Here is an 18,182-nt window from a genome sequence, read left to right as displayed (position 1 = left end):
TAAATGTTATATAAAAAGGGTTAAATTAGAACCCTTGTTTGAAACCTAAGAATTTTCTTAATATTTGACTCATAGCAAAAGTACAAATCATATACCATAACAACCAACCTATGGCAAATGGAATTGTTGCATCCCCACCATATAAGAAATGGCCGAAAAAGTGCCACATTGGTGTTAATGTAATGTAATATACAGATGGTGGTAAAGTAACAATTAAACCACTAATAACAGAAGCTCTCATCCACCAAAAGATTAATAAAATTGGAACTAAAGTAACAATCATAGGTTTGAATGAGTTACCCATCATCTGAGTTTGTTTTTGCATCATTTCTTGTTGTCTTGATTGAAGTTCAACTAATTTTTTCCCATCCCCTGCTTTTTGAGCTTCACGAATTTCTTTTTGGAATGCTTTCATTTCTGCTTGAATTTCATTCATTTGGTCTTGGTCAACTAATAATTTATTAGCAACAGTAGAAATTAATGAAACAATAAAAGCAACAACAAGAACTGTAAGAATAGGGTTGCTTGGATTAGGATCCAAAGCTACTAATGGACCAAAAATTCCATTTAATACTTCAAAGATTATATCTGCCATAGTAAACCTCAGTTAAAAACTATTTTAAAAGATCAACCATTTTTGAAACAGTACTATCTAAATGATTATCATGATTTTCAATGATTTTTACAGTTGCACCAGTTAAGGTTGCATATGCCATAGAAGCTGCTCTATTCATTTCTTGATGTAATTTAATATTTTTTGCTTTTTCAATATCTCTTGAACGAGTATCATCAGATAATCTTCTGTATATAATTTCATCAGGATTTGCTTCAACTAAAATAAATAAATCTGGTTGTAACTCTCTGAGAACCCATTCAGGAAGACCTGGTAAGAAACCAGCAGGAGTACTAATAGTACAATGAGTGTCAACAATTACATTTTCAGTTTCAGATTGTTCTTTAATTTTTTTTGCAGCTTTTTCTTGAATGACTTTTTGAGTTTCAGCAGGTAATTTACGTAACTCATCTCTATCGTTTACAATTTTTTCTTCGATAGCAATTTCAGTCATAATATCTCCATAATTTAAATGAAGATAATCTACTTCTTCTAAAGTTTTATTAAGTATTGTGGTACTACCAGAACCAGGAATACCAGTTAATACGACTAATTTCATTATAATCCCTCTTTATATAATAAAATAAATTAGGAGATTTAATCTCCTAAAACTTTTCTAAGTACTGGATTCATAGACATAAGTTGTTCTTCAGCAAGCTCTTCATAAAGCCTGTGAACAATACCAACAGTAAGCAATACACCAGTACCTCCACCTAATGCACCAGTTAAATCAGCACCAAATGCAATAATACCTACAAAGAAACCACTTATAATTGTAAGTGCAGGAATATATTTTTTCAATATTTTATAAAGTTGACGTTTACTACTTCTAAATCCAGGAATTTGTATACCTGAATCATAAAGTTGTTTGGATATTTTTTTAGCATTTAATCCACTAATTTCAACCCATAGGTATGAGAACACTATACAACATAGCAAGAAGAATATTGCATAAATTAACACATGAAGTGGATCAGACACAATCATACTAATATCATTTGGTGTTGATAAGTAATATGCAATACCACTAACTGCTTTACCATTTTCAATTTCCCCAAGAATTGGTATACCAATTTTTTGGAATACACTTGCCATAAGTGAAACATTAACAAGTAAAGCACTTGTAAGAATTACTGGCATGTTACTAGCATAGATAAATTTTAATGGGTATTTACCTACAGATCCTCTAATTCTTCCATGACCTTTTACAGCACCATGAGAAATTGGAATTTCAACTCTCATTGATTCACCATAAACAACAACAAAGAATACAATGATTGTTGCAATTAATGGAATTAACAATGCGAAATCAGGACCAGTAGAAGCCCAGAATGATTGAATAAATCCTGGAATAATACCTGGAAGTGTACCATCAGCAGTTGGTAAGAAGTTAAATGAACCAACCATAATAGCTTCACATACACCAGCAGCAATGAATAATCCAATACCACTACCAAATCCCCATTTGGATACTACTTCATCAAGATAAATTACTAGTATAGCACCAATAACCAATTGAAGGAATAATATACCAATATAAGAATTGTCGATTGGGATTAAACTACCAGTTAATACTAAAACACCTGCTTCAAATATTGTGAAAACAATAGATAAAACTTTTTGTGTTGCTTGGTAAAGAGATTTATCTTTATGAGAAGACAAATCCAGTTTTAACAGTCTTGCACCAATTAATAATTGTAAAACAATAGATGCAGTTACAATAGGACCTATCCCTAAAGTAAGAATTGATCCGAAACTTCCAGCCATTACAGCCCTTAATTGTGCAAATTGGTCAACTGCATTAGGACTTAACCCAAATAAAGGTATTTGAGTTAAAATAAAGTATAAAACTAAAATTAAAGCAGTCCATTTAAGCTTTTCGTTAAAATCTTCCCTATGAACTGGAGATTTTACTTCAGGAATAAACCTAAATAACGGCTCTAATATTTCCAAAGATGACATGTACTTCTCCAGATAATAAAAATGGAAAAAGCTATAATTCTATAGCTTCTCCTCCTAATTCTTCAATTTTTTCAACTGCAGAAGCAGAGAATTTTGGTGAAGAGATAATGAAAGTTTTAGAAATTTTACCTTTTGCTAAAACTTTATCAAAACCTAATTCAGTTACATCAATAACAATGGAATCTCCATCTTTAGATGCTTTTCCACTTTCAATTAATTCGTCTGCTTTTTCTTCTAAGTAACTTAAATTAACAGGATTTACTTTTTTAATCATTTTTTGAGGTCTTTTGAATCCGTGTTTACCATAGTGGTCAGGGTCGAATTTTGCAGTCCAAGTCCAATGTTGTTTTGAAGCACCTGCGTTACCTTTACCACCTTTGTTACCTGCACCTCTACGTTTTTTAGTACAGCCACCACCGACGGATCTAGAACCTCTTTGTTTGTTGATTTTACGTTTTGTTCTAATCATTTAATCCACCTTAAAGCATTCTTTTTGCAAGCTCAACAATATTTTCTCCTCTGTAACCTAAAGATCCACCTTCTTGGATAGAAAGACGGATATCTTCATATCCTTTTCTAGGAGGATGTAAACGGAACACTGGTTTAATATTTAAATCAGCTAATTTTACTTCAGATTTGATAATAGCTTCAGCTAATTCATCGATATTTTTATAATCAGAGTTTTCAGCTACATATTCATCAGTAACTTTTTCTCCACCAACGATTCTTCCTCTTTTAGCGATGACTTGAGATAAGAATTCAGCATCAATTTCACCCCAAGTGATATAATCCTTAGCTTTTTGAAGCATACCTTTGTAACTAGGGTTTTCTTCAACAACAACTGCATGACTAATTCTATTAAGTCTTAACATATCTAAAGTATCAGCAATGTCTTGAATAACTCCTGTAGTTCCTCTAACTCTTATAACTAAAAACATGATATCACCGATTAGTAGTTAACTCCCATTTTTTTGAGATCAGCTTCAGTTGCTTTAACATTACTTAATTGTTTTAAAGCTTCAAATACTGCATTAGCAAAGTTTACAGTAGTTTGTGTTTGACCAAAAGTTTGTGACCATACATCTTTAATACCAGCAAGTTTTAAGATAGTTTTACCAACATCTCCAACTACTAAACCTACACCAGCTGGAGCAGGCATTAAAGTTACATTTACACTACTGGTTTTACCATTAACTTTGAAAGGTACAGTGTGTTCTCTACCACAAACACAACCCCAGTCTCCACAACCTCTTCTAACTTTAATAAGGTTGTATTTTGCATTGTCAACAGCTTTTCTAATAGCAGGTCCTACCTCTTTAGCTTTACCTTGACCTAATCCAACGTAACCATCTTTGTTACCTACAGCAACGATTACTCTGAAATTAACTTTTCTACCAGATTTGTGCATCCTTTGTACTAAATTAACATCCATTACTTCTTCTTCTAAATCTGGAACTAAGGCATCAACTATTTCTAATTCCATAATTGGAAGACCTTTTTCAAAGATTTCATCGATATCAGTAATGGTTCCATCTTTAACTAATTGACCCATTTTGGTTTTAGGTTCCCATTCATCCATATTAAAACTCATAGTTATACCTCTGCCTCATCAATATTCTTTTTAGCTTCATCAAAGTTTTCAGGTAAATCTACAGGTTGAAGACCTCTTTCTAAGTATTGAGAGAATAATTCTGCTACTTTGTCATCATCTAAAGATTCTGCATATTCAGCAATGTGTTCTCCTCTAATACGTTCATCTGCAGGGAAAACAAAGTCACCATGAGGAATTTCTAAACCTGCATCAACAGCACCTTTAAGAGCTGCGAAGATTTTAGAACCTTTAATAGGAGATTTTAAACCAATATCTAAAATTGCACTATCAATACCTTTAGCTAAAGCTCTTTTAGCACAGAGATAAGCGGTTAAGTAAACAGCAGAAATGTTAGAAGTTCCACCTAAGTAACCATATTTGACTAATTCTTTACTTACAGCAGCTGCTAAAGTTACATCTCCTTCAGGAGCGTAATCAATAACTTGAACAGTTGCATGAGCATTAGAAAGTCTTACAACTAAACGAGATTTATCGTAGTCGATTAATTTAATCCTTGCGCCGTAATCAGTTTTTCCTTCTCTTCTCCTTCTGAATGGTATTTTATAATTTGATCCTTGTGCCACTTTAACTCCTCCTATTTAATTAAGTCATGGTCACGAGCATATGTTTTCATGTAAGATTTACTTCTGAAAGCACCACCCTTAGCCATTTTGTATAGTTTACGGTATGTAGTAGCATCAATTTCGTCTGCATCACGCATTTCTTTAAGATCTTTTCTTAAAGCTCTAATGGTTTTCATCCATTGTTGTTTTTTAGGAGTACGAGCGTATTTAGCTCCTTTTATACTACCTCTACCTTTTCTTTTTCCTTTACTTTTTTGTTCTGCTATTTTTTTAGATCTGTAGCTACTAATTCCTTTTTTAGGTTTAGCTTTAATAGCTCCATTATTAATTAGCTGCTTTACACCTTCTCTTGTAATAGCCCTTGATACTTCTTCAATTTGTTCAGGATCAATCCATACACGGTTAAGCCCTACTTTAAGTATACTAGCAGCTAATCTTTTTTGAGTTGTAAGATTCATATATATAATCCTCCATATACAGCATAGCTGATTAATTTAGATAAAATCTAAATTTCCCTTAAATTTTTTATTATAATAATTTATTAATCAGAAGAATCAATTCAAATAAAACCCCGGAATTGACTCAACTTTAATAAATGTGAATTAATTTATTTATTTAAAACTTTAATACCAAGTTCTGATGCTTTATCTAACATCAAAGCTTTTTTCCTTTTACCAATAGAAGCACTAATTCTTGCAGCTTCAACAGCTGGATCAATAGCTTCTAATTCTTCCATATTATGAACAAGAACATCTTTAAATCCGGAAGGATGTAAGTCCCTTATAGCCCTAGGAGTTCTGTAACCAATAGCAGGCATATCAGGTTTTCCTGCTTCGTATCTTCTCATTTTACTGGTTTTTCCTCTAGGTCTTCTCCATTTGATTCCAAGTTTTTTATAACGAGCATATTCTTGTCTTTTAAATCTTTTATTAGCCATTTAATCACCAATTTTTAAAATCCCTTATTCTTTGCTAATTAAATATATTCCATCTTGGAATACTCTAGGATCTCTTCCCTTAATTTTAGTTGCTTGTTCTAAGTTAGCCATGGTTTGACCAACATGTTCCTTATTAATACCAGTGATAGTTACTTCATCACCTTTTACAGATACTTTGGAATCCCCTACGACTTTTGCGTATCTTGGATGTCTTTCCCCAAGGAAGTTATCAATAACAACTTTGTCCCCGTTTACTTTTACAGTCATTGGAAAGTGAGCAAATACAATTTTCATATTGTATTGGAAACCATCAGTAACACCAGTAATCATATTTGAGATATGTGCTTTGGTTGTTCCAATCATTGCTTTATCTTCTTTTTTAGGGAATGAAGTATTTAATACAACATTATCATCCATTTTTTCAATATCCACATTAGGATAAGTGAATTTTCTGGAATCTTCACCTTTTGGTCCTTTTACAGAAACCAAATTATTTTCAATTATAACTTCAACGCCTTCAGGGATTTCAATTTCTTCCCTTATAGCTGCAGCTACTACCATTTTATCACCTTAATACATGTAAGCCAACAAACGTCCACCAATTCCTCTTTCTTTAGCTTCGTTGTGAGTCATAATTCCTTCAGGAGTAGTGACGATTAATATACCGAAATTTTTTGCTGGCAAATATCTTTTTTCAAATTTCTCAAATTCATCTTTTTTAACAGCATGACGAGGTTTAATAACACCACATTTGTTGATGTTACCTTCTAATTCTACAATGAATTTACCTGCCCTGTTATCATCTACATATTCAAAATTACCAATATAATTCTCTTTTTGCATGGTGCTTAAAACTTGTCCAATTAATTTGGAAGCAGGAGAAATAACACAAGAATCGTTTACTTGTAATTCATTATTCCTAATATTAGTTAAAGCATCAGCAAGAGGATCCATAAGACTCATATTAAACTACCTCTAATTATATTTTTTAAAACCTATTTTAGGAGCAATTTCCCTAAAACATTGTCTGCATAAGTTGAGTCCATATCTACTAATCATTGCAGAATGGTCCCCACATCTACTACATTTTTTTGCAGCTTTTCCGTATTTTCTTGGCAAAATATCACCTATAATCTTATTCAGTAACGTAATTTACATTAAAGTTTTCTTCCATAAATTTCATAGTTTCTTCTTTAGAAATTCTATGTTTTGCAGGAACTTTCTTTTGTTGGATTTTTCTTTTAGCTATTCTATAACCAGGTTTTTCAAAAGTTACAGAAAGGTTCATACCAAAAATACCAATATCTGGGTTATATTTCATACCAGGAATATCAATGTGTTCTCTGATACCAAATGAAAGGTTACCTTGAGCATCAAATTGAGTAGGTCTGATATTTCTGTTAATACCTTCTAAAACCATGTCAATAGCTTTGTCAGCTTTTTCTCCACGTAAAGTTACTTTACATGCAATTGGTTGACGTTTTCTAATACCAAATTCAGGGTTAGTAACTTTTGAGAAAGTTTTAACAGCAGTTTGGTCAAACATTTCTTCTAAAAGATTAATAGCACGGGATAATTTTTCACCTGCTTCACCAACACCAATGTTAATAGTTACTTTTTCAATTTGAACTTCATTCATTGGGTTCATTTATTAACCTCCAATAAGCTAATAGCTGGAGTATCATTTCCAACAACAAATGCATAATCTTTTAAAGTTAAGAAATTATCTTTAGAATTATTTTCAATTACAATAGTATTTGGATTTGAAGATTCGTTTACAATAATTTCAGTTACAGTACCGAGTTCACCAGTGTGTTTACCACCAGTAACAAGTACAGTTGCACCTTCTTCTAATTTGAAGGATTCTTCAATTTCTTGTTCAGGTACTTTTAAGTTAATTACATCTCCAACTTTGTAAGTGTCTTCTTCAACGATTACATTTTTACCATCATGGAGATTTAATTGAGTATTTCCACCTTTAATAGTGGATTTGTTAACGATTTTGCATAATTTAAAGTCGTTATCTTCAATTGGATTTAATTGTAATCTTCCTTTATTATCTAAAAGCACTCTGTAAACATCACCAGTTTTTGGAATTTCAATAATATCCATAAATCCTACTGGGAATTTGTAATCTTTAACTACTCTACCATCAACGAGAACATTACCAGAGTTAATGATCCTTTTTGCTTCTCTAGAATTATCAGCTAATCCTAAAATATCTCTGATAACTAAGGTTAAAGATAAAGCTTCATCAATAGAATGGGAACCTGCTGAAGGTTTTACAGTCCAGGTTTCTTCTTTAGGATGAATAGGCCAGGTTTTAGGTGCTTTAAATCTTTTAAGATGTTTTCTTGATCCCATATTAGCCATTTTAATTATCTCCTTTTACGTTTTTAACTCTTCTTTTATCATCTAACTCTGCTTTAATAATCATTAAATTAGATGGGTCAACAGGAATAAAAACTGAAGTTCCATCAGCTTTAGCTAAGGTTACTTCTTCAACAGTGACCTTATAATTATTATAATCTACTTCAAGAACTTTTCCTTCATGTCCTTTAAAATCTCCACGAAGAACTCTTACTTTATCTCCAGTTCTTAAAGGTAAAGCTCTAGTTCCAATGTCAGCTCTTAAATCTTTACTTAAAGTAGCACTTAAGTGTTTACCACGAGCATGAGCAGGAGCATTATAAAGGGCTTTTCTTTGTTTTCTTGGTTGTTTTGACATTTTTTCACCTATACTAAAATACTTGCTGCACTACCTACACTAGGCCATCTGTCAGCTGCTTCTTTAGCAACAGGACCTCTAATTTCAGATCCTTTTAAAATTCCTTCAGGAGTAATGATAACTGCTGCATTATCTTCAAATTTAACACGAAGTCCGTCAGCACGTCTGTATTCTTTTTTCTGTCTTACAACAACAGCGTTGACGATTTCTCTTCTCATATCTGCAGTTCCTTTTTTAACAGAAGCAACAACTAAATCTCCTACACCAGCAACGTCAATTCTCCTACGGACACCTTTGAACCCTTTAACAGAAATAATTTCAATTTCACGAGCTCCAGTATTGTCAACACATTGGAGAGTTGCACCAATTGGCAATGCTTTAGTTACATTTGATGTTAATGGTTTCATAAACTTATTCTCCTTTTACTTCAACTAAAACAAAATGTTTAGTTTTACTTAAAGGTCTGCATTCTGCGATTTTTACAGAATCGCCTACTTTTACATCTAAACAATCAGGTTTGTGAACATTGATTTTAGATTTTCTCTTTTCATACCTTTCATATTTCTTAATGAATTTGTAGTAACTACGTTCAACAGTGATTGTCCTTTCAGCTTTGTCACTTACAACGATTCCTTCAAGAACTTGACCTCTTACAGATAAAGTTCCATGAAATGGGCAGTTAGGATCATCACATGTAGTTTCTGGTTCTTGAACATTAAGCCCAACCATATTATCACCATTTATATTTTTTTAAATCTTTTTTTTATTCTATCTTCAGGACGAATTGACAAAATATTACCATTAATTTCAACTATCTCTCCACTTGGAATTTCAAATTGAAACATTGAATTTCTTTTTGGAATTAATTTCTCAACATATATCCCATTTCCCTTATTTACTTCAATTTTAATGGTATTTTTTGTCTCATCTATAACAATTCCATTTAAATTGAGAGATTTATCAGTTAAGCTAGTAACATTAACTTTTAATCCGATAAATTCATGATGAACTAAGTTTTTTGCAGTTATCATACTCATCTCTCATAAATGAAATTATTTCTATAATAATTCATGCAGAAAAATTACAAAAAATTATTGAATTACATTATCAAAAGATGAGAACTTATCTCCTTCTTTTATTGTTTTTCTTAGATTCACGAATTTCAATTGTATCAGAGGAAAAACCCATGTCAGATAAAACTTCTTTAACTTTAACTTTGTGATCTCCTTGAAGTTCTATTTGACTGTTTTTAGAAGTACCTCCACAAGCACATTTTGCTTTTAGAGTTTTAGTAAGTTCTTTGATATCAATATCGTGCTCATCTATACCTTCGATAATAGTCATGAGTTTTCCGAATCTTCTTCTAACAGTATAAACTTTAACAGTTTGAACTTCACGTGCTATTTCTTCACATACGCAAAGTTCTTCGGGAAGCCCACATACTTCACAGATTTTTGACATTTAATTCTCCTTCTGTTTTTCATTCAATATTGTAAGAACACGAGCAATTGTTCTTTTCAATTCTCTAATTTTTCCAGGGTTTTCGTTAACACCTGCAGCTGCACTTTTAGAAATATTTTTGGATAATTCAGCTTTGAGTTCAACTAATTTTTCTTGAATCTCATCAACTTCCATGTCCCAAATTTCTTTACTTCTTAAAATCGCCATTGTTCCATCTCGCGTATGAAATAATTAAATTTTAAAAAACAATATTTAATTATCCTCATTTTCTTCAAGATCTTCTTCAACTTCTTCAAGATCTTCAATTTCTTCTAATTCATCAAGATCCTCAACTTCTTCCACAATTTCATCTTCGATGATTTCTTCATCTTCAGCGAGTTCTTCACTTTCGACTACTTCACCATCTTCGATTACTTCCATTTTAGGTGGGAGAATTTCAACAGAATCAGGTAATACAGTTTCTGGAGGCATAATTCTTACATAAATACCTAAAACACCAGGTTTTAATTGAACTGTAGCAAATCCTTCTTCTACAAATCTGATGGATGGTTCACCACATTTTTTGATGTAACCTTCAACAAATTTAGCTACAGCAGATCTAGAACCTCTAATTTTACCAGAGATAGTTACTTCTACACCTTGTGCTCCAGCACCCATAATTCTACGGATAGTTGAATAAGCTACTCTTCTGAAATGCATACCCCTTTGTAACATGTTAGCTATTTTGTAAGCCATGATTTTAGGGTTAAGTTCAGGCACATCAACCTCTTTAACTTCAATTTGAGGATTATCTAATCCGAATTCATTTTTAAGAGTGTTGGTGATAGCTCTTACGTTTTTTCCACCTCTACCAATAACCATACCAGGTCTTTCTGCGTAAACAACAACCATGGTACCTAAAGGTGTAATTTGTACATCCATACCACCGTATCCAGCTCTTTCGAGTTCTTTTTCTAAGTATTCGTCAATTCTGGTTCTTCTAAGGCCTTCAGTGACAAAATCTTTTTCTATCATTAGTTAGCCTCCTGTACGACTATTTGAATATGGGTAGTTGGTGTGTTGAAAGGAGTAACTCTACCAAATGCTCTTGGGATAGCTCCTCTAATTACAACTCCTCTATGACTTGAGATATGTTCAATAACAAGTTTTTCAGTGTCCATACCTTTGTATTCAGCATTAGCTTCAGCATTTACTAAAACTTTTAATACTTCAGCTGCTGCTTTTACAGGGTATCTTCCACTAGGCCAACCTTTTTGTCCTTTTCTGTGACCAACTTTTTTGTTGTGTCTTTTGAAAGGAACTGATTGTTTCATATCAATTACATCTTCTAAGTATGCTTTTGCTTTAGAAACATCCATTCCTCTAATTGCATTACAAATTTCAACACAGTGTTTAGGAGAAATCTTAAGAGATTTAGCCATAGCACGTGCTGTTTTTGCTTCATTTCCTTCTTTATTATAAGCATATTTATTAGCCATGATCTAATCTCCTTATTTAAGTGGTACAAACATAGATGATCTAGTTGCTCCCATACCTGGGTCCCCATGTTGAACCATTTTTCTGGTTGGTGCAAATTCACCAAAGTAACAACCAATCATTTCTGGTTCAATAGTTACTTCAACAAAGTTTTGACCATCGTAAATACCGAAAGTGGTACCGACCATTTCAGGTAATACAATCATGTCTCTACAATGAGTTTTGATTACAACAGGTCTACCATCTTTACTTCCTTCTTTTTTCATTTTTCTCATTTTATCCAAAACAATTTGTTGTCTTGGTAAGAATCCTCTTTTTAAAGATCTTCTTTGTCTTGCAGGGAATAATTTCATTAATTCCTCTAAAGACATATCTTGTAATTCTTCAAGAGTATAACCTTTATATTTAAATATTTTTCTTGCCAATGAAACACCTTCTATCTATCTTTTTAACCCTGTTCTTCTAGCTGCAATAGAACCAACTTTTCTTCCTGCTGGAGCGTGTCTTGAAATAGTAGTAGGACGTCCAGGATGTTGTCTGTTACCTCCTCCATGAGGGTGGTCTACAGCGTTCATTGCTACTCCTCTAACAGTCATGAATTTCTTACCTTTAGCTTTGTAAGCATGCCATTTGTTACCAGCTTTAAGGAATGGTTTTTCTTTTCTTCCTCCTCCAGCTACAACACCAATACTTGCACGGCATTTAGGATTTAAGTATTTTAATTCACCAGATGGTAATTCAACAACAGATTGATTTGCATCGTGAGTAATTAAAGAAGCGTAAGTTCCGGAAGATCTTACAAAACGACCTCCATCCCCTGGAGTGTTTTCAATATCATAGATAGGAGTTCCTTCTGGAATTTCAGCAAGTGGTAAAGTGTTACCAAATTTAATAGGAGCAGAAATACCACATTCAATTTCATCATCAATTTGAATGCTTTCAGGTGCTAATATAAATTTCTTTTCACCATTTTCGAATTTAACTTCAGCAATAGGAGCAGTCCTAGCAGGATCGTGTACAATATCAGTTACAATACCTTTGATACTGCCTTCTTTTTCTAATGCATCATAAGATCTGTATCTAATCTTATCTTTGAAACGATGAGAAGCAACACGATGAGTAGGAGTTCCTCTACCTCTTCTTTGAATTATTAATCGTTTTCCCATTCAAATTCCTCCTTAGAATACACCTATTTTGACAGCTACTTCTTCTGCCATTTCTGGTTCAACAAGTTTAATGTATGCTACTTTTTCACCACGAGGAGTAATATGAGTGTTTACTCTTTCGACTTTTTCTTCGTATAAATCTTCGAAAGCAGCTTTAATTGAATTTTTGTTTGCTTTACGACTTACAACAAAAGCAATTTCATTGTTTTGATCAATTAAATTCATGGTTTTTTCAGTAACATGAGGTTTAATAATAATTGAGTATGAATCCATAATAATCACCTATTTTCCAAATTATTGGAATAAACCTCCTAATTTTTCAACTGCTGATTTAGTAAAGATAGTGAGTCTTCCTGGGTGAGTACCTGGTGCTAATAATTCAGCATTCAAGTTTTCAACACATACAACATCGACACCAGCGTGGTTTCTTGCACCTAAGCTAATACCGTTATCTTCATCTACAACTAAAAGAGGTCCTTTACCTTTTTTGTATTTACGTCCTCTGGTTTTTCCTCTTCCTGCTCTGATTTTTTTACTAGCTTTTGCACGTTCAATATCATCATAAACTCCTAAGTTTTGGAATATTTCACGAGTTTGTTTAGTAGTTTTAACAGAAGAGAGTTCATCATCAACAATAATTGGTAATTGTTCGATGTCACCAGTTACATGTCCTCTTTTTTCTACAAGTTCTTTGTTAGTAGTAGCTGCAACAGCAGATCTAATAGCAAATCTTCTTTCTTTTATGTTGATTTTTTCATGATGGTTTTTTTCTGCTCTTGTTGGGTGAGCTTGTCTACCACCAATAGCCATTGGTACAAATGCAGCTCTGGAACCGTTTTTAATCCTAGGTACTCTAGCAGTTCCTCTACCTGAACCCCAACCTTTTGCTGAAGTTCTTTTACCTGCCATAGGATCATTACCCCATGGTTGTACTCTTGCAGTTTGAGAAGAAATAACAGCTCTTTTAATTAAATCAGGTCTGTATTCTTCATTAAAAATAGCTGGAAGTTCCATTTCCTCTTTAACTTCCCCTTCCATAGAATAAACGTTTACCTTCATGATTATACCCCTTGTTTAGATTTTGTACTTATATAGTTGATTTGAGGTACATCCTCAGCCTTATTATTAGGTCTAATAGGTTGTCTAAGAATAACTAACCTTTTAGATGGACCTGGAAGTGAACCTTTAACTAAAACATAGTCGTTTTTAACAAGACCATATTTAACAAATCCACCATCTGGATTTATTTGATCTACTTCATCTTTAGATGCTATTTTTAAAATCCTTTTATTGAATTCAGTTCTTTTATGGTATCCCATTTGACCTGCTTGTGCTACAGTCCACATGGTTCTTCTAGGAGTCCATGGACCAATAGAACCAACGTGTCTAGCTTTACTACTTCTAGCAGCTTTACCATATTGAATTCTAATTCCCCATCTTTTAACTACACCTTGGAATCCTTTTCCTTTAGTAGTTGCAATTGCATCTACATATTCCCCTTCGTTAAAGATTTCGCTTGCACTTACTTCATTACCTAATAATTCTAATGCAGTATTTAATTTATCTTCAGGAGTAGCTCCTCCAATACCACATTCAAATATGTCTGGTTTTTTCTTAGGTACGCTAGTTACTTTAGGATTAGTGTGAACTAAAACTTTAATATCAGCTGTGTTATCTAAAACACCTTTAATTTTTGCAATAGCTTCAGATTGATCATACTCTTTAGGAAGAGAAATTTTCCTTGAGAGTTCTTTATCTAAATTGTCTGCAAGAACTTCGGTGATAACTTTCATTCCACGTGAAGTTTTTTCGTATGCTCTAATACCCATTACTACGACCGGCGGTACTTCCAATACGGTAACTGGAGTAAATACATCCATACCACTAGTTGGAGAGTTTTTATCAGTATCAGTCACTAAAGTGTGAGTCATACCGACTTTATAACCTGCAAGGCCTAATAATTTTGGTTCATCAGATTGTGGCCAAGATTTGATTCTTGGAGTTTCTTTTGCTACTCTTTTCCTTGGACTAAAAGCAACAGAACCTTTTCTTGGCTGGTGATGTCTTACCATTAATTAACCTCCTAATTATATTTAAATTTCCTTTATTTTTTTTGTAAATAATTATTTTAATTAATTATTTTTTAAGTTTAATAGCTAATAATAGCTATTTTGGATTTTAACAAATTTATAATAGATTATAAACTTATTAAGTAATAAATAGCTGCGATATTCATCACAACTAGATAAACATTAAATTTAATATATTCTACGTATGAGTTAAATTTAATTAAAGCGCTCAGAAGAGTCTTTTCAATGTATAAATCATTCTGCATCGCATAATTTTGAGAAGAGCCTCAAAAATTATCAATGTATAAAAAGTCGAGCAAATTAGCTAATTTATAGTGGAATATAAATTAGAAATAATAATCTAAATTAAAATCTCATAAAGTTAAACAAAGAAAGTGTAGCAACAACTGCTTCCTCGGTTCTGACAGTCTCAGTTCCTTGATTCGGAATTGTATTAAGCTTAATACTTTCCCAATTAGAACTTGAAACATCATCCTCGATAGAAGAATATGGGCCACCAAACAAAATAGCAATATTTCTATATTCTTCAACTTTAGATCTTAATTCGTCAAAAATAGAATTAATAGAATCTCCATATCTTGTAGTTTCAACAACAAAATCTGGATTTATCAATTTTAAGCTATTTTTAAGACTCTTATTAGAGAGTATAACATTATACCCCCAGTAAATGTCATCTGGTTCATCAGGTGTGACTATTACTTCTTTCTTAGCGATTTTAGTAATCTTAAAGCTAAATATTTTATTAACTGTAAGTTGCTCTTTGCAGAAAGCTAGTTTATCCATACCAATATCCACAAAGGTTCCTTTATTATTACGTTTTACAGTAAAACCATATCTGAAATCATCAACCTTCGGATTTTTATCAGTTGGGTGATGAGGAGTCCTTAATGGAGGAAGAATACCTACATGCTTTAGTTCTGGTTTTATAGGGAATGCTCTTTTTCTCAAATATTGAGGAGTATTCATATAATTCAAAACTTCAGCAATAAATTCAGCATCCTCTTTTCCTTCATTTTCAGGTAATTTATTATCGTTATAAATAACAACATTTTTTACCTGATAGACTGCTAAAGCTCTACCAATAATTCCTACCTTGTAGGTACGAACCTTGATATCTTTAGATTCAGATAAAAAGGAATTTGGAATAAATACAGAAAACTCATCTTTATACATTAGAATAACTTTTGTTAAAAAACATATATAAAGATTGTGCTATTTTACATAGCTACCACTAATTCGACTCATACATTTGAAAATATTATATCAATTATAATATCCGTAGCTTTAATTTAAACTACAAAATTTATACTCATAGAATATATTACTATAATCTATAGTTTGCATAGTATATAAATATATTGATTTTCAAAGGAAATTAGCTAAATATTTTCTGCACGTATGACAATAACATCCACTTCTTTTGATTCTTTAGTGTGGAAATCATAAATTTTAGGTAAAATAAATTTGTATCTGAAAATATGAGTAACTACAAAACCGGATTTCTCAAAATAATCAATTATAAACTTTTCAGTTGAAGCCATATGAAAAGAATAAATAACTCCTGGTGAGCATTCTTTTGCCTTATCAATAAATTTTAAATCTACACCCCTTTCAGATTTTTTTTGAGATCCAAATGGAGGATTTTGAATAACAACATCACAATTATCAGAGCAATTAAAATCTGAAATATCACAACAAACTAATTCAATATTTAAATTTTCACCATTCAATCTTGCAATAGCTAGTGAATCCTCATCAATATCAACACCAGTAACTTTTTTTGCTCCCAATAAAAGAGAACCTATAGAAAGTATACCAGTACCACATCCCAAATCTATAATTTCTGAATTCTCAATATCTCCTAATGAATAAGCGTTCCACAATAAATCGGCAGCAATAATAGCTGGTGTAGAATACTGTTCCAACTCAACTTTTGGATTTGGATGTGGTGGAATAGATTGAATAGCCATTTCAAGCTGTTTCTTCTTTCTTATTTTTTTCATAAAATCAACAACATTTAATATATTAATAATAATATATACTAATGTTAAATAAAAATTATCGAGGTTTTAGATGTTTAATAAAATACTGATTGCAAACAGAGGAGAAATAGCAATCAGAATTATGCGTGCATGTCGTGAATTAGATGTAGAAAGTGTAGCTATATATTCTGATGCTGATGCGACCTCTTTATACACAAAATATGCTGATGAAAGTTATCCATTAGGTAATCCTTCCCCAGCTAAATCTTATTTAAATATAGATAAAATTATAGATATTGCTCTTGAATCTGGAGCTGATGCAATTCACCCAGGTTATGGATTTTTAGCTGAAAATCCTAAATTAGGTGAAGAATGTGAAAAAAATGGAATAAAACTTATTGGGCCAAGTGGTAAAGTTATCCATGAAATGGGAGATAAAATTACTTCTAAAAATCTCATGAAAAAAGCAGGAGTACCTGTAATTGAAGGTACACCTGAAGGAGTCAGTGATATTGAAGAAGCTAAAGAGATAGCTAGACAAATTGGTTATCCAGTAATTGTAAAAGCTTCTGCAGGTGGTGGAGGTATTGGTATGCGTGCAGTTTATGAAGAAAATGAACTTGTACGTGCTATTGAATCAACTCAATCTGTTGCTTCTACAAACTTTGGAGATTCTACTGTTTTTATTGAAAAATACCTTGAAAAACCTCGCCATATTGAATTCCAAATTTTAGCAGATGAACATGGAAATGTAATTCATGCTGCAGATAGGGAATGTTCTATCCAAAGAAGACATCAAAAATTATTAGAAGAAGCTCCATCTCCAATTATGACTGAAGAACTTAGAGCAAGAATGGGTGAGAGTGCTGTTAAAGCAGCTGAATACATCGGATATACTAGTGCGGGTACTATTGAGTTCTTATATGATGATGGAAATTATTACTTCCTTGAAATGAACACTCGTATTCAAGTAGAACATCCAATTACTGAAGTTGTCACTAACCTTGATTTAATTAAAGAGCAAATAAAAATAGCTGATGGACAAGAGCTCCAATATGACCAAAGTGATATTAAAGTTTCTGGTCATGCTATTGAATGTCGTATTAATGCTGAAAATCCACTTAATGACTTTGCACCAAACCCTGGTAAAATTACAGGTTACAGATCCCCTGGAGGACCTGGTGTACGTTTAGACAGTGGAGTATATATGAATTATACCATTCCAACATTCTATGATTCAATGATTTCTAAATTAATCACATGGGGAGCAACAAGGAATGATGCAATAGCTAGAATGAGAAGAGCATTAAGTGAATATATTATTCTTGGTGTTAAAACCACAATACCATTCCATAAAGCAATTCTCAGAAATCCTAACTTTATCAAAGGAGATTTAAACACTCACTTCATTGATATGTATAAAAAAGGAATTGATGAAGAAATGGAAAAAGTAATTGCAAGAGATTTAGAAATTGAAAATAAACTTAAATCCACATTCATGCCTGCTAAAAAAATAGCTGCAATTTCAAGTGCTGTTGGTTCCTACTTAAATAGTGCTAAAAATCAACAAATGGCTAAAAAATAATCTGGAG

General features: G+C 32.4%; 30 protein-coding genes. 1 reads left to right on the top strand and 29 read right to left on the bottom strand.

Annotated features, from left to right (window positions below):
* Positions 1 to 25: 25 nt before the first annotated feature.
* From MBBWO_RS04510 to MBBWO_RS04370, 29 genes are all read right to left on the bottom strand, one after another.
* A complete protein-coding gene (locus tag MBBWO_RS04510) occupies positions 26 to 595 on the bottom strand; it encodes a DUF106 domain-containing protein (protein ID WP_116669685.1) in 570 nt (189 codons plus the stop codon).
* A gap of 19 nt (positions 596 to 614) precedes the next feature.
* Entirely contained in the window at positions 615 to 1,172 is a 558-nt protein-coding gene (locus MBBWO_RS04505; RefSeq protein WP_116669684.1) for an adenylate kinase, read from the bottom strand.
* A 38-nt stretch (positions 1,173 to 1,210) separates the two neighbouring features.
* A complete protein-coding gene (gene secY, locus MBBWO_RS04500; protein WP_116669683.1) occupies positions 1,211 to 2,575 on the bottom strand; it encodes a preprotein translocase subunit SecY in 1,365 nt (454 codons plus the stop codon).
* Between the two features lie 31 nt (positions 2,576 to 2,606).
* Positions 2,607 to 3,044, bottom strand: a complete 438-nt coding sequence (locus tag MBBWO_RS04495; protein WP_116669682.1) for an uL15m family ribosomal protein — start codon at positions 3,042 to 3,044, stop codon at positions 2,607 to 2,609.
* 10 nt (positions 3,045 to 3,054) lie between these two features.
* Positions 3,055 to 3,513: a 50S ribosomal protein L30 gene (locus tag MBBWO_RS04490; RefSeq protein ID WP_116669681.1), complete on the bottom strand. Its 459-nt coding sequence runs from the start codon at positions 3,511 to 3,513 to the stop codon at positions 3,055 to 3,057.
* Between the two features lie 11 nt (positions 3,514 to 3,524).
* Positions 3,525 to 4,166: a 30S ribosomal protein S5 gene (gene rpsE, locus MBBWO_RS04485; RefSeq protein WP_116669680.1), complete on the bottom strand. Its 642-nt coding sequence runs from the start codon at positions 4,164 to 4,166 to the stop codon at positions 3,525 to 3,527.
* A 2-nt stretch (positions 4,167 to 4,168) separates the two neighbouring features.
* Positions 4,169 to 4,750, bottom strand: a complete 582-nt coding sequence (locus MBBWO_RS04480; RefSeq protein ID WP_116669679.1) for a 50S ribosomal protein L18 — start codon at positions 4,748 to 4,750, stop codon at positions 4,169 to 4,171.
* Positions 4,751 to 4,761: 11 nt separating this feature from the next.
* Entirely contained in the window at positions 4,762 to 5,208 is a 447-nt protein-coding gene (locus tag MBBWO_RS04475; protein WP_116669678.1) for a 50S ribosomal protein L19e, read from the bottom strand.
* Positions 5,209 to 5,357: 149 nt separating this feature from the next.
* Positions 5,358 to 5,687, bottom strand: a complete 330-nt coding sequence (locus tag MBBWO_RS04470; RefSeq protein ID WP_116669677.1) for a 50S ribosomal protein L32e — start codon at positions 5,685 to 5,687, stop codon at positions 5,358 to 5,360.
* Between the two features lie 24 nt (positions 5,688 to 5,711).
* Positions 5,712 to 6,248, bottom strand: a complete 537-nt coding sequence (locus tag MBBWO_RS04465; RefSeq protein WP_116669676.1) for a 50S ribosomal protein L6 — start codon at positions 6,246 to 6,248, stop codon at positions 5,712 to 5,714.
* Positions 6,249 to 6,257: 9 nt separating this feature from the next.
* Positions 6,258 to 6,650, bottom strand: coding sequence for a 30S ribosomal protein S8 (locus MBBWO_RS04460; protein WP_116669675.1), 393 nt, complete (start codon positions 6,648 to 6,650; stop codon positions 6,258 to 6,260).
* Positions 6,651 to 6,662: 12 nt separating this feature from the next.
* Complete coding sequence (locus MBBWO_RS04455; protein ID WP_069574686.1) at positions 6,663 to 6,806, bottom strand: 30S ribosomal protein S14; 144 nt, start codon at positions 6,804 to 6,806, stop codon at positions 6,663 to 6,665.
* A 16-nt stretch (positions 6,807 to 6,822) separates the two neighbouring features.
* On the bottom strand, positions 6,823 to 7,335 hold the full coding sequence (locus MBBWO_RS04450; RefSeq protein WP_116669674.1) for a 50S ribosomal protein L5: 513 nt from the start codon (positions 7,333 to 7,335) through the stop codon (positions 6,823 to 6,825).
* A complete protein-coding gene (locus MBBWO_RS04445) occupies positions 7,332 to 8,060 on the bottom strand; it encodes a 30S ribosomal protein S4e (protein ID WP_116669673.1) in 729 nt (242 codons plus the stop codon). The genes MBBWO_RS04450 and MBBWO_RS04445 overlap by 4 nt, the downstream gene beginning before the upstream one ends.
* 1 nt (position 8,061) lies before the next feature.
* Entirely contained in the window at positions 8,062 to 8,415 is a 354-nt protein-coding gene (gene rplX, locus MBBWO_RS04440; protein WP_116669672.1) for a 50S ribosomal protein L24, read from the bottom strand.
* Between the two features lie 8 nt (positions 8,416 to 8,423).
* Entirely contained in the window at positions 8,424 to 8,822 is a 399-nt protein-coding gene (locus MBBWO_RS04435) for a 50S ribosomal protein L14 (RefSeq protein WP_116669671.1), read from the bottom strand.
* Positions 8,823 to 8,826: 4 nt separating this feature from the next.
* Positions 8,827 to 9,144 (bottom strand): 30S ribosomal protein S17, encoded by a 318-nt coding sequence (locus MBBWO_RS04430; RefSeq protein ID WP_116669670.1) that lies wholly within the window; start codon positions 9,142 to 9,144, stop codon positions 8,827 to 8,829.
* 11 nt (positions 9,145 to 9,155) lie between these two features.
* Positions 9,156 to 9,446, bottom strand: coding sequence for a ribonuclease P protein component 1 (locus tag MBBWO_RS04425; protein WP_116669669.1), 291 nt, complete (start codon positions 9,444 to 9,446; stop codon positions 9,156 to 9,158).
* A gap of 91 nt (positions 9,447 to 9,537) precedes the next feature.
* Complete coding sequence (yciH, locus tag MBBWO_RS04420; RefSeq protein ID WP_116669668.1) at positions 9,538 to 9,876, bottom strand: stress response translation initiation inhibitor YciH; 339 nt, start codon at positions 9,874 to 9,876, stop codon at positions 9,538 to 9,540.
* Positions 9,877 to 10,083: a 50S ribosomal protein L29 gene (gene rpmC / locus MBBWO_RS04415; RefSeq protein ID WP_116669667.1), complete on the bottom strand. Its 207-nt coding sequence runs from the start codon at positions 10,081 to 10,083 to the stop codon at positions 9,877 to 9,879. It lies immediately after the preceding gene.
* A gap of 45 nt (positions 10,084 to 10,128) precedes the next feature.
* Positions 10,129 to 10,890, bottom strand: coding sequence for a 30S ribosomal protein S3 (locus MBBWO_RS04410; protein WP_116669666.1), 762 nt, complete (start codon positions 10,888 to 10,890; stop codon positions 10,129 to 10,131).
* Positions 10,890 to 11,354 carry a 50S ribosomal protein L22 gene (locus tag MBBWO_RS04405; RefSeq protein ID WP_116669665.1) on the bottom strand — a complete coding sequence of 155 codons (465 nt, stop codon included), beginning with the start codon at positions 11,352 to 11,354 and terminating at the stop codon, positions 10,890 to 10,892. The genes MBBWO_RS04410 and MBBWO_RS04405 overlap by 1 nt, the downstream gene beginning before the upstream one ends.
* A 12-nt stretch (positions 11,355 to 11,366) precedes the next feature.
* Positions 11,367 to 11,777 (bottom strand): 30S ribosomal protein S19, encoded by a 411-nt coding sequence (gene rpsS / locus MBBWO_RS04400; protein WP_116669664.1) that lies wholly within the window; start codon positions 11,775 to 11,777, stop codon positions 11,367 to 11,369.
* Between the two features lie 15 nt (positions 11,778 to 11,792).
* Positions 11,793 to 12,518: a 50S ribosomal protein L2 gene (locus tag MBBWO_RS04395; RefSeq protein WP_116669663.1), complete on the bottom strand. Its 726-nt coding sequence runs from the start codon at positions 12,516 to 12,518 to the stop codon at positions 11,793 to 11,795.
* Between the two features lie 12 nt (positions 12,519 to 12,530).
* Complete coding sequence (locus MBBWO_RS04390) at positions 12,531 to 12,791, bottom strand: 50S ribosomal protein L23 (RefSeq protein WP_116669662.1); 261 nt, start codon at positions 12,789 to 12,791, stop codon at positions 12,531 to 12,533.
* Between the two features lie 21 nt (positions 12,792 to 12,812).
* Positions 12,813 to 13,577 (bottom strand): 50S ribosomal protein L4, encoded by a 765-nt coding sequence (rpl4p, locus tag MBBWO_RS04385; protein WP_116669661.1) that lies wholly within the window; start codon positions 13,575 to 13,577, stop codon positions 12,813 to 12,815.
* Positions 13,578 to 13,579: 2 nt separating this feature from the next.
* A complete protein-coding gene (gene rpl3p, locus MBBWO_RS04380) occupies positions 13,580 to 14,590 on the bottom strand; it encodes a 50S ribosomal protein L3 (RefSeq protein ID WP_116669660.1) in 1,011 nt (336 codons plus the stop codon).
* A 363-nt stretch (positions 14,591 to 14,953) separates the two neighbouring features.
* Entirely contained in the window at positions 14,954 to 15,781 is an 828-nt protein-coding gene (locus MBBWO_RS04375) for a putative RNA uridine N3 methyltransferase (RefSeq protein WP_116669659.1), read from the bottom strand.
* Between the two features lie 206 nt (positions 15,782 to 15,987).
* Entirely contained in the window at positions 15,988 to 16,611 is a 624-nt protein-coding gene (locus MBBWO_RS04370) for an METTL5 family protein (RefSeq protein ID WP_116669658.1), read from the bottom strand.
* Positions 16,612 to 16,681: 70 nt separating this feature from the next.
* Here MBBWO_RS04370 and MBBWO_RS04365 point away from each other — a divergent pair, with 70 nt between their 5' ends.
* Complete coding sequence (locus MBBWO_RS04365) at positions 16,682 to 18,175, top strand: acetyl-CoA carboxylase biotin carboxylase subunit (protein WP_116669657.1); 1,494 nt, start codon at positions 16,682 to 16,684, stop codon at positions 18,173 to 18,175.
* Positions 18,176 to 18,182: the final 7 nt, after the last annotated feature.

Origin of the sequence: Methanobrevibacter woesei, from assembly GCF_003111605.1 — an archaeon.
In the GTDB taxonomy this organism is placed as follows: domain Archaea; phylum Methanobacteriota; class Methanobacteria; order Methanobacteriales; family Methanobacteriaceae; genus Methanocatella; species Methanocatella woesei.
This window is presented reverse-complemented; position numbering and strand designations above follow the sequence as displayed.

What these genes read in the sequence shown, in the direction of transcription:
- MBBWO_RS04430 (WP_116669670.1), bottom strand. Translation starts at nt 9,144, where the DNA reads ATGGTTGGGCTTAATGTTCAAGAACCAGAAACTACATGTGATGATCCT.
- MBBWO_RS04390 (WP_116669662.1), bottom strand. Translation starts at nt 12,791, where the DNA reads ATGGATTCATACTCAATTATTATTAAACCTCATGTTACTGAAAAAACC.
- yciH (WP_116669668.1), bottom strand. Translation starts at nt 9,876, where the DNA reads ATGTCAAAAATCTGTGAAGTATGTGGGCTTCCCGAAGAACTTTGCGTA.
- MBBWO_RS04445 (WP_116669673.1), bottom strand. Translation starts at nt 8,060, where the DNA reads ATGGCTAATATGGGATCAAGAAAACATCTTAAAAGATTTAAAGCACCT.
- MBBWO_RS04375 (WP_116669659.1), bottom strand. Translation starts at nt 15,781, where the DNA reads ATGTATAAAGATGAGTTTTCTGTATTTATTCCAAATTCCTTTTTATCT.
- MBBWO_RS04465 (WP_116669676.1), bottom strand. Translation starts at nt 6,248, where the DNA reads ATGGTAGTAGCTGCAGCTATAAGGGAAGAAATTGAAATCCCTGAAGGC.
- MBBWO_RS04505 (WP_116669684.1), bottom strand. Translation starts at nt 1,172, where the DNA reads ATGAAATTAGTCGTATTAACTGGTATTCCTGGTTCTGGTAGTACCACA.
- MBBWO_RS04510 (WP_116669685.1), bottom strand. Translation starts at nt 595, where the DNA reads ATGGCAGATATAATCTTTGAAGTATTAAATGGAATTTTTGGTCCATTA.
- MBBWO_RS04410 (WP_116669666.1), bottom strand. Translation starts at nt 10,890, where the DNA reads ATGATAGAAAAAGATTTTGTCACTGAAGGCCTTAGAAGAACCAGAATT.
- MBBWO_RS04475 (WP_116669678.1), bottom strand. Translation starts at nt 5,208, where the DNA reads ATGAATCTTACAACTCAAAAAAGATTAGCTGCTAGTATACTTAAAGTA.
- MBBWO_RS04460 (WP_116669675.1), bottom strand. Translation starts at nt 6,650, where the DNA reads ATGAGTCTTATGGATCCTCTTGCTGATGCTTTAACTAATATTAGGAAT.
- MBBWO_RS04425 (WP_116669669.1), bottom strand. Translation starts at nt 9,446, where the DNA reads ATGATAACTGCAAAAAACTTAGTTCATCATGAATTTATCGGATTAAAA.
- MBBWO_RS04470 (WP_116669677.1), bottom strand. Translation starts at nt 5,687, where the DNA reads ATGGCTAATAAAAGATTTAAAAGACAAGAATATGCTCGTTATAAAAAA.
- rpsE (WP_116669680.1), bottom strand. Translation starts at nt 4,166, where the DNA reads ATGAGTTTTAATATGGATGAATGGGAACCTAAAACCAAAATGGGTCAA.
- MBBWO_RS04405 (WP_116669665.1), bottom strand. Translation starts at nt 11,354, where the DNA reads ATGGCTAATAAATATGCTTATAATAAAGAAGGAAATGAAGCAAAAACA.
- MBBWO_RS04495 (WP_116669682.1), bottom strand. Translation starts at nt 3,044, where the DNA reads ATGATTAGAACAAAACGTAAAATCAACAAACAAAGAGGTTCTAGATCC.
- rplX (WP_116669672.1), bottom strand. Translation starts at nt 8,415, where the DNA reads ATGTCAAAACAACCAAGAAAACAAAGAAAAGCCCTTTATAATGCTCCT.
- secY (WP_116669683.1), bottom strand. Translation starts at nt 2,575, where the DNA reads ATGTCATCTTTGGAAATATTAGAGCCGTTATTTAGGTTTATTCCTGAA.
- rpl3p (WP_116669660.1), bottom strand. Translation starts at nt 14,590, where the DNA reads ATGGTAAGACATCACCAGCCAAGAAAAGGTTCTGTTGCTTTTAGTCCA.
- MBBWO_RS04370 (WP_116669658.1), bottom strand. Translation starts at nt 16,611, where the DNA reads ATGAAAAAAATAAGAAAGAAGAAACAGCTTGAAATGGCTATTCAATCT.
- MBBWO_RS04395 (WP_116669663.1), bottom strand. Translation starts at nt 12,518, where the DNA reads ATGGGAAAACGATTAATAATTCAAAGAAGAGGTAGAGGAACTCCTACT.
- MBBWO_RS04490 (WP_116669681.1), bottom strand. Translation starts at nt 3,513, where the DNA reads ATGTTTTTAGTTATAAGAGTTAGAGGAACTACAGGAGTTATTCAAGAC.
- MBBWO_RS04365 (WP_116669657.1), top strand. Translation starts at nt 16,682, where the DNA reads ATGTTTAATAAAATACTGATTGCAAACAGAGGAGAAATAGCAATCAGA.
- MBBWO_RS04450 (WP_116669674.1), bottom strand. Translation starts at nt 7,335, where the DNA reads ATGAACCCAATGAATGAAGTTCAAATTGAAAAAGTAACTATTAACATT.
- rpmC (WP_116669667.1), bottom strand. Translation starts at nt 10,083, where the DNA reads ATGGCGATTTTAAGAAGTAAAGAAATTTGGGACATGGAAGTTGATGAG.
- MBBWO_RS04435 (WP_116669671.1), bottom strand. Translation starts at nt 8,822, where the DNA reads ATGAAACCATTAACATCAAATGTAACTAAAGCATTGCCAATTGGTGCA.
- rpl4p (WP_116669661.1), bottom strand. Translation starts at nt 13,577, where the DNA reads ATGAAGGTAAACGTTTATTCTATGGAAGGGGAAGTTAAAGAGGAAATG.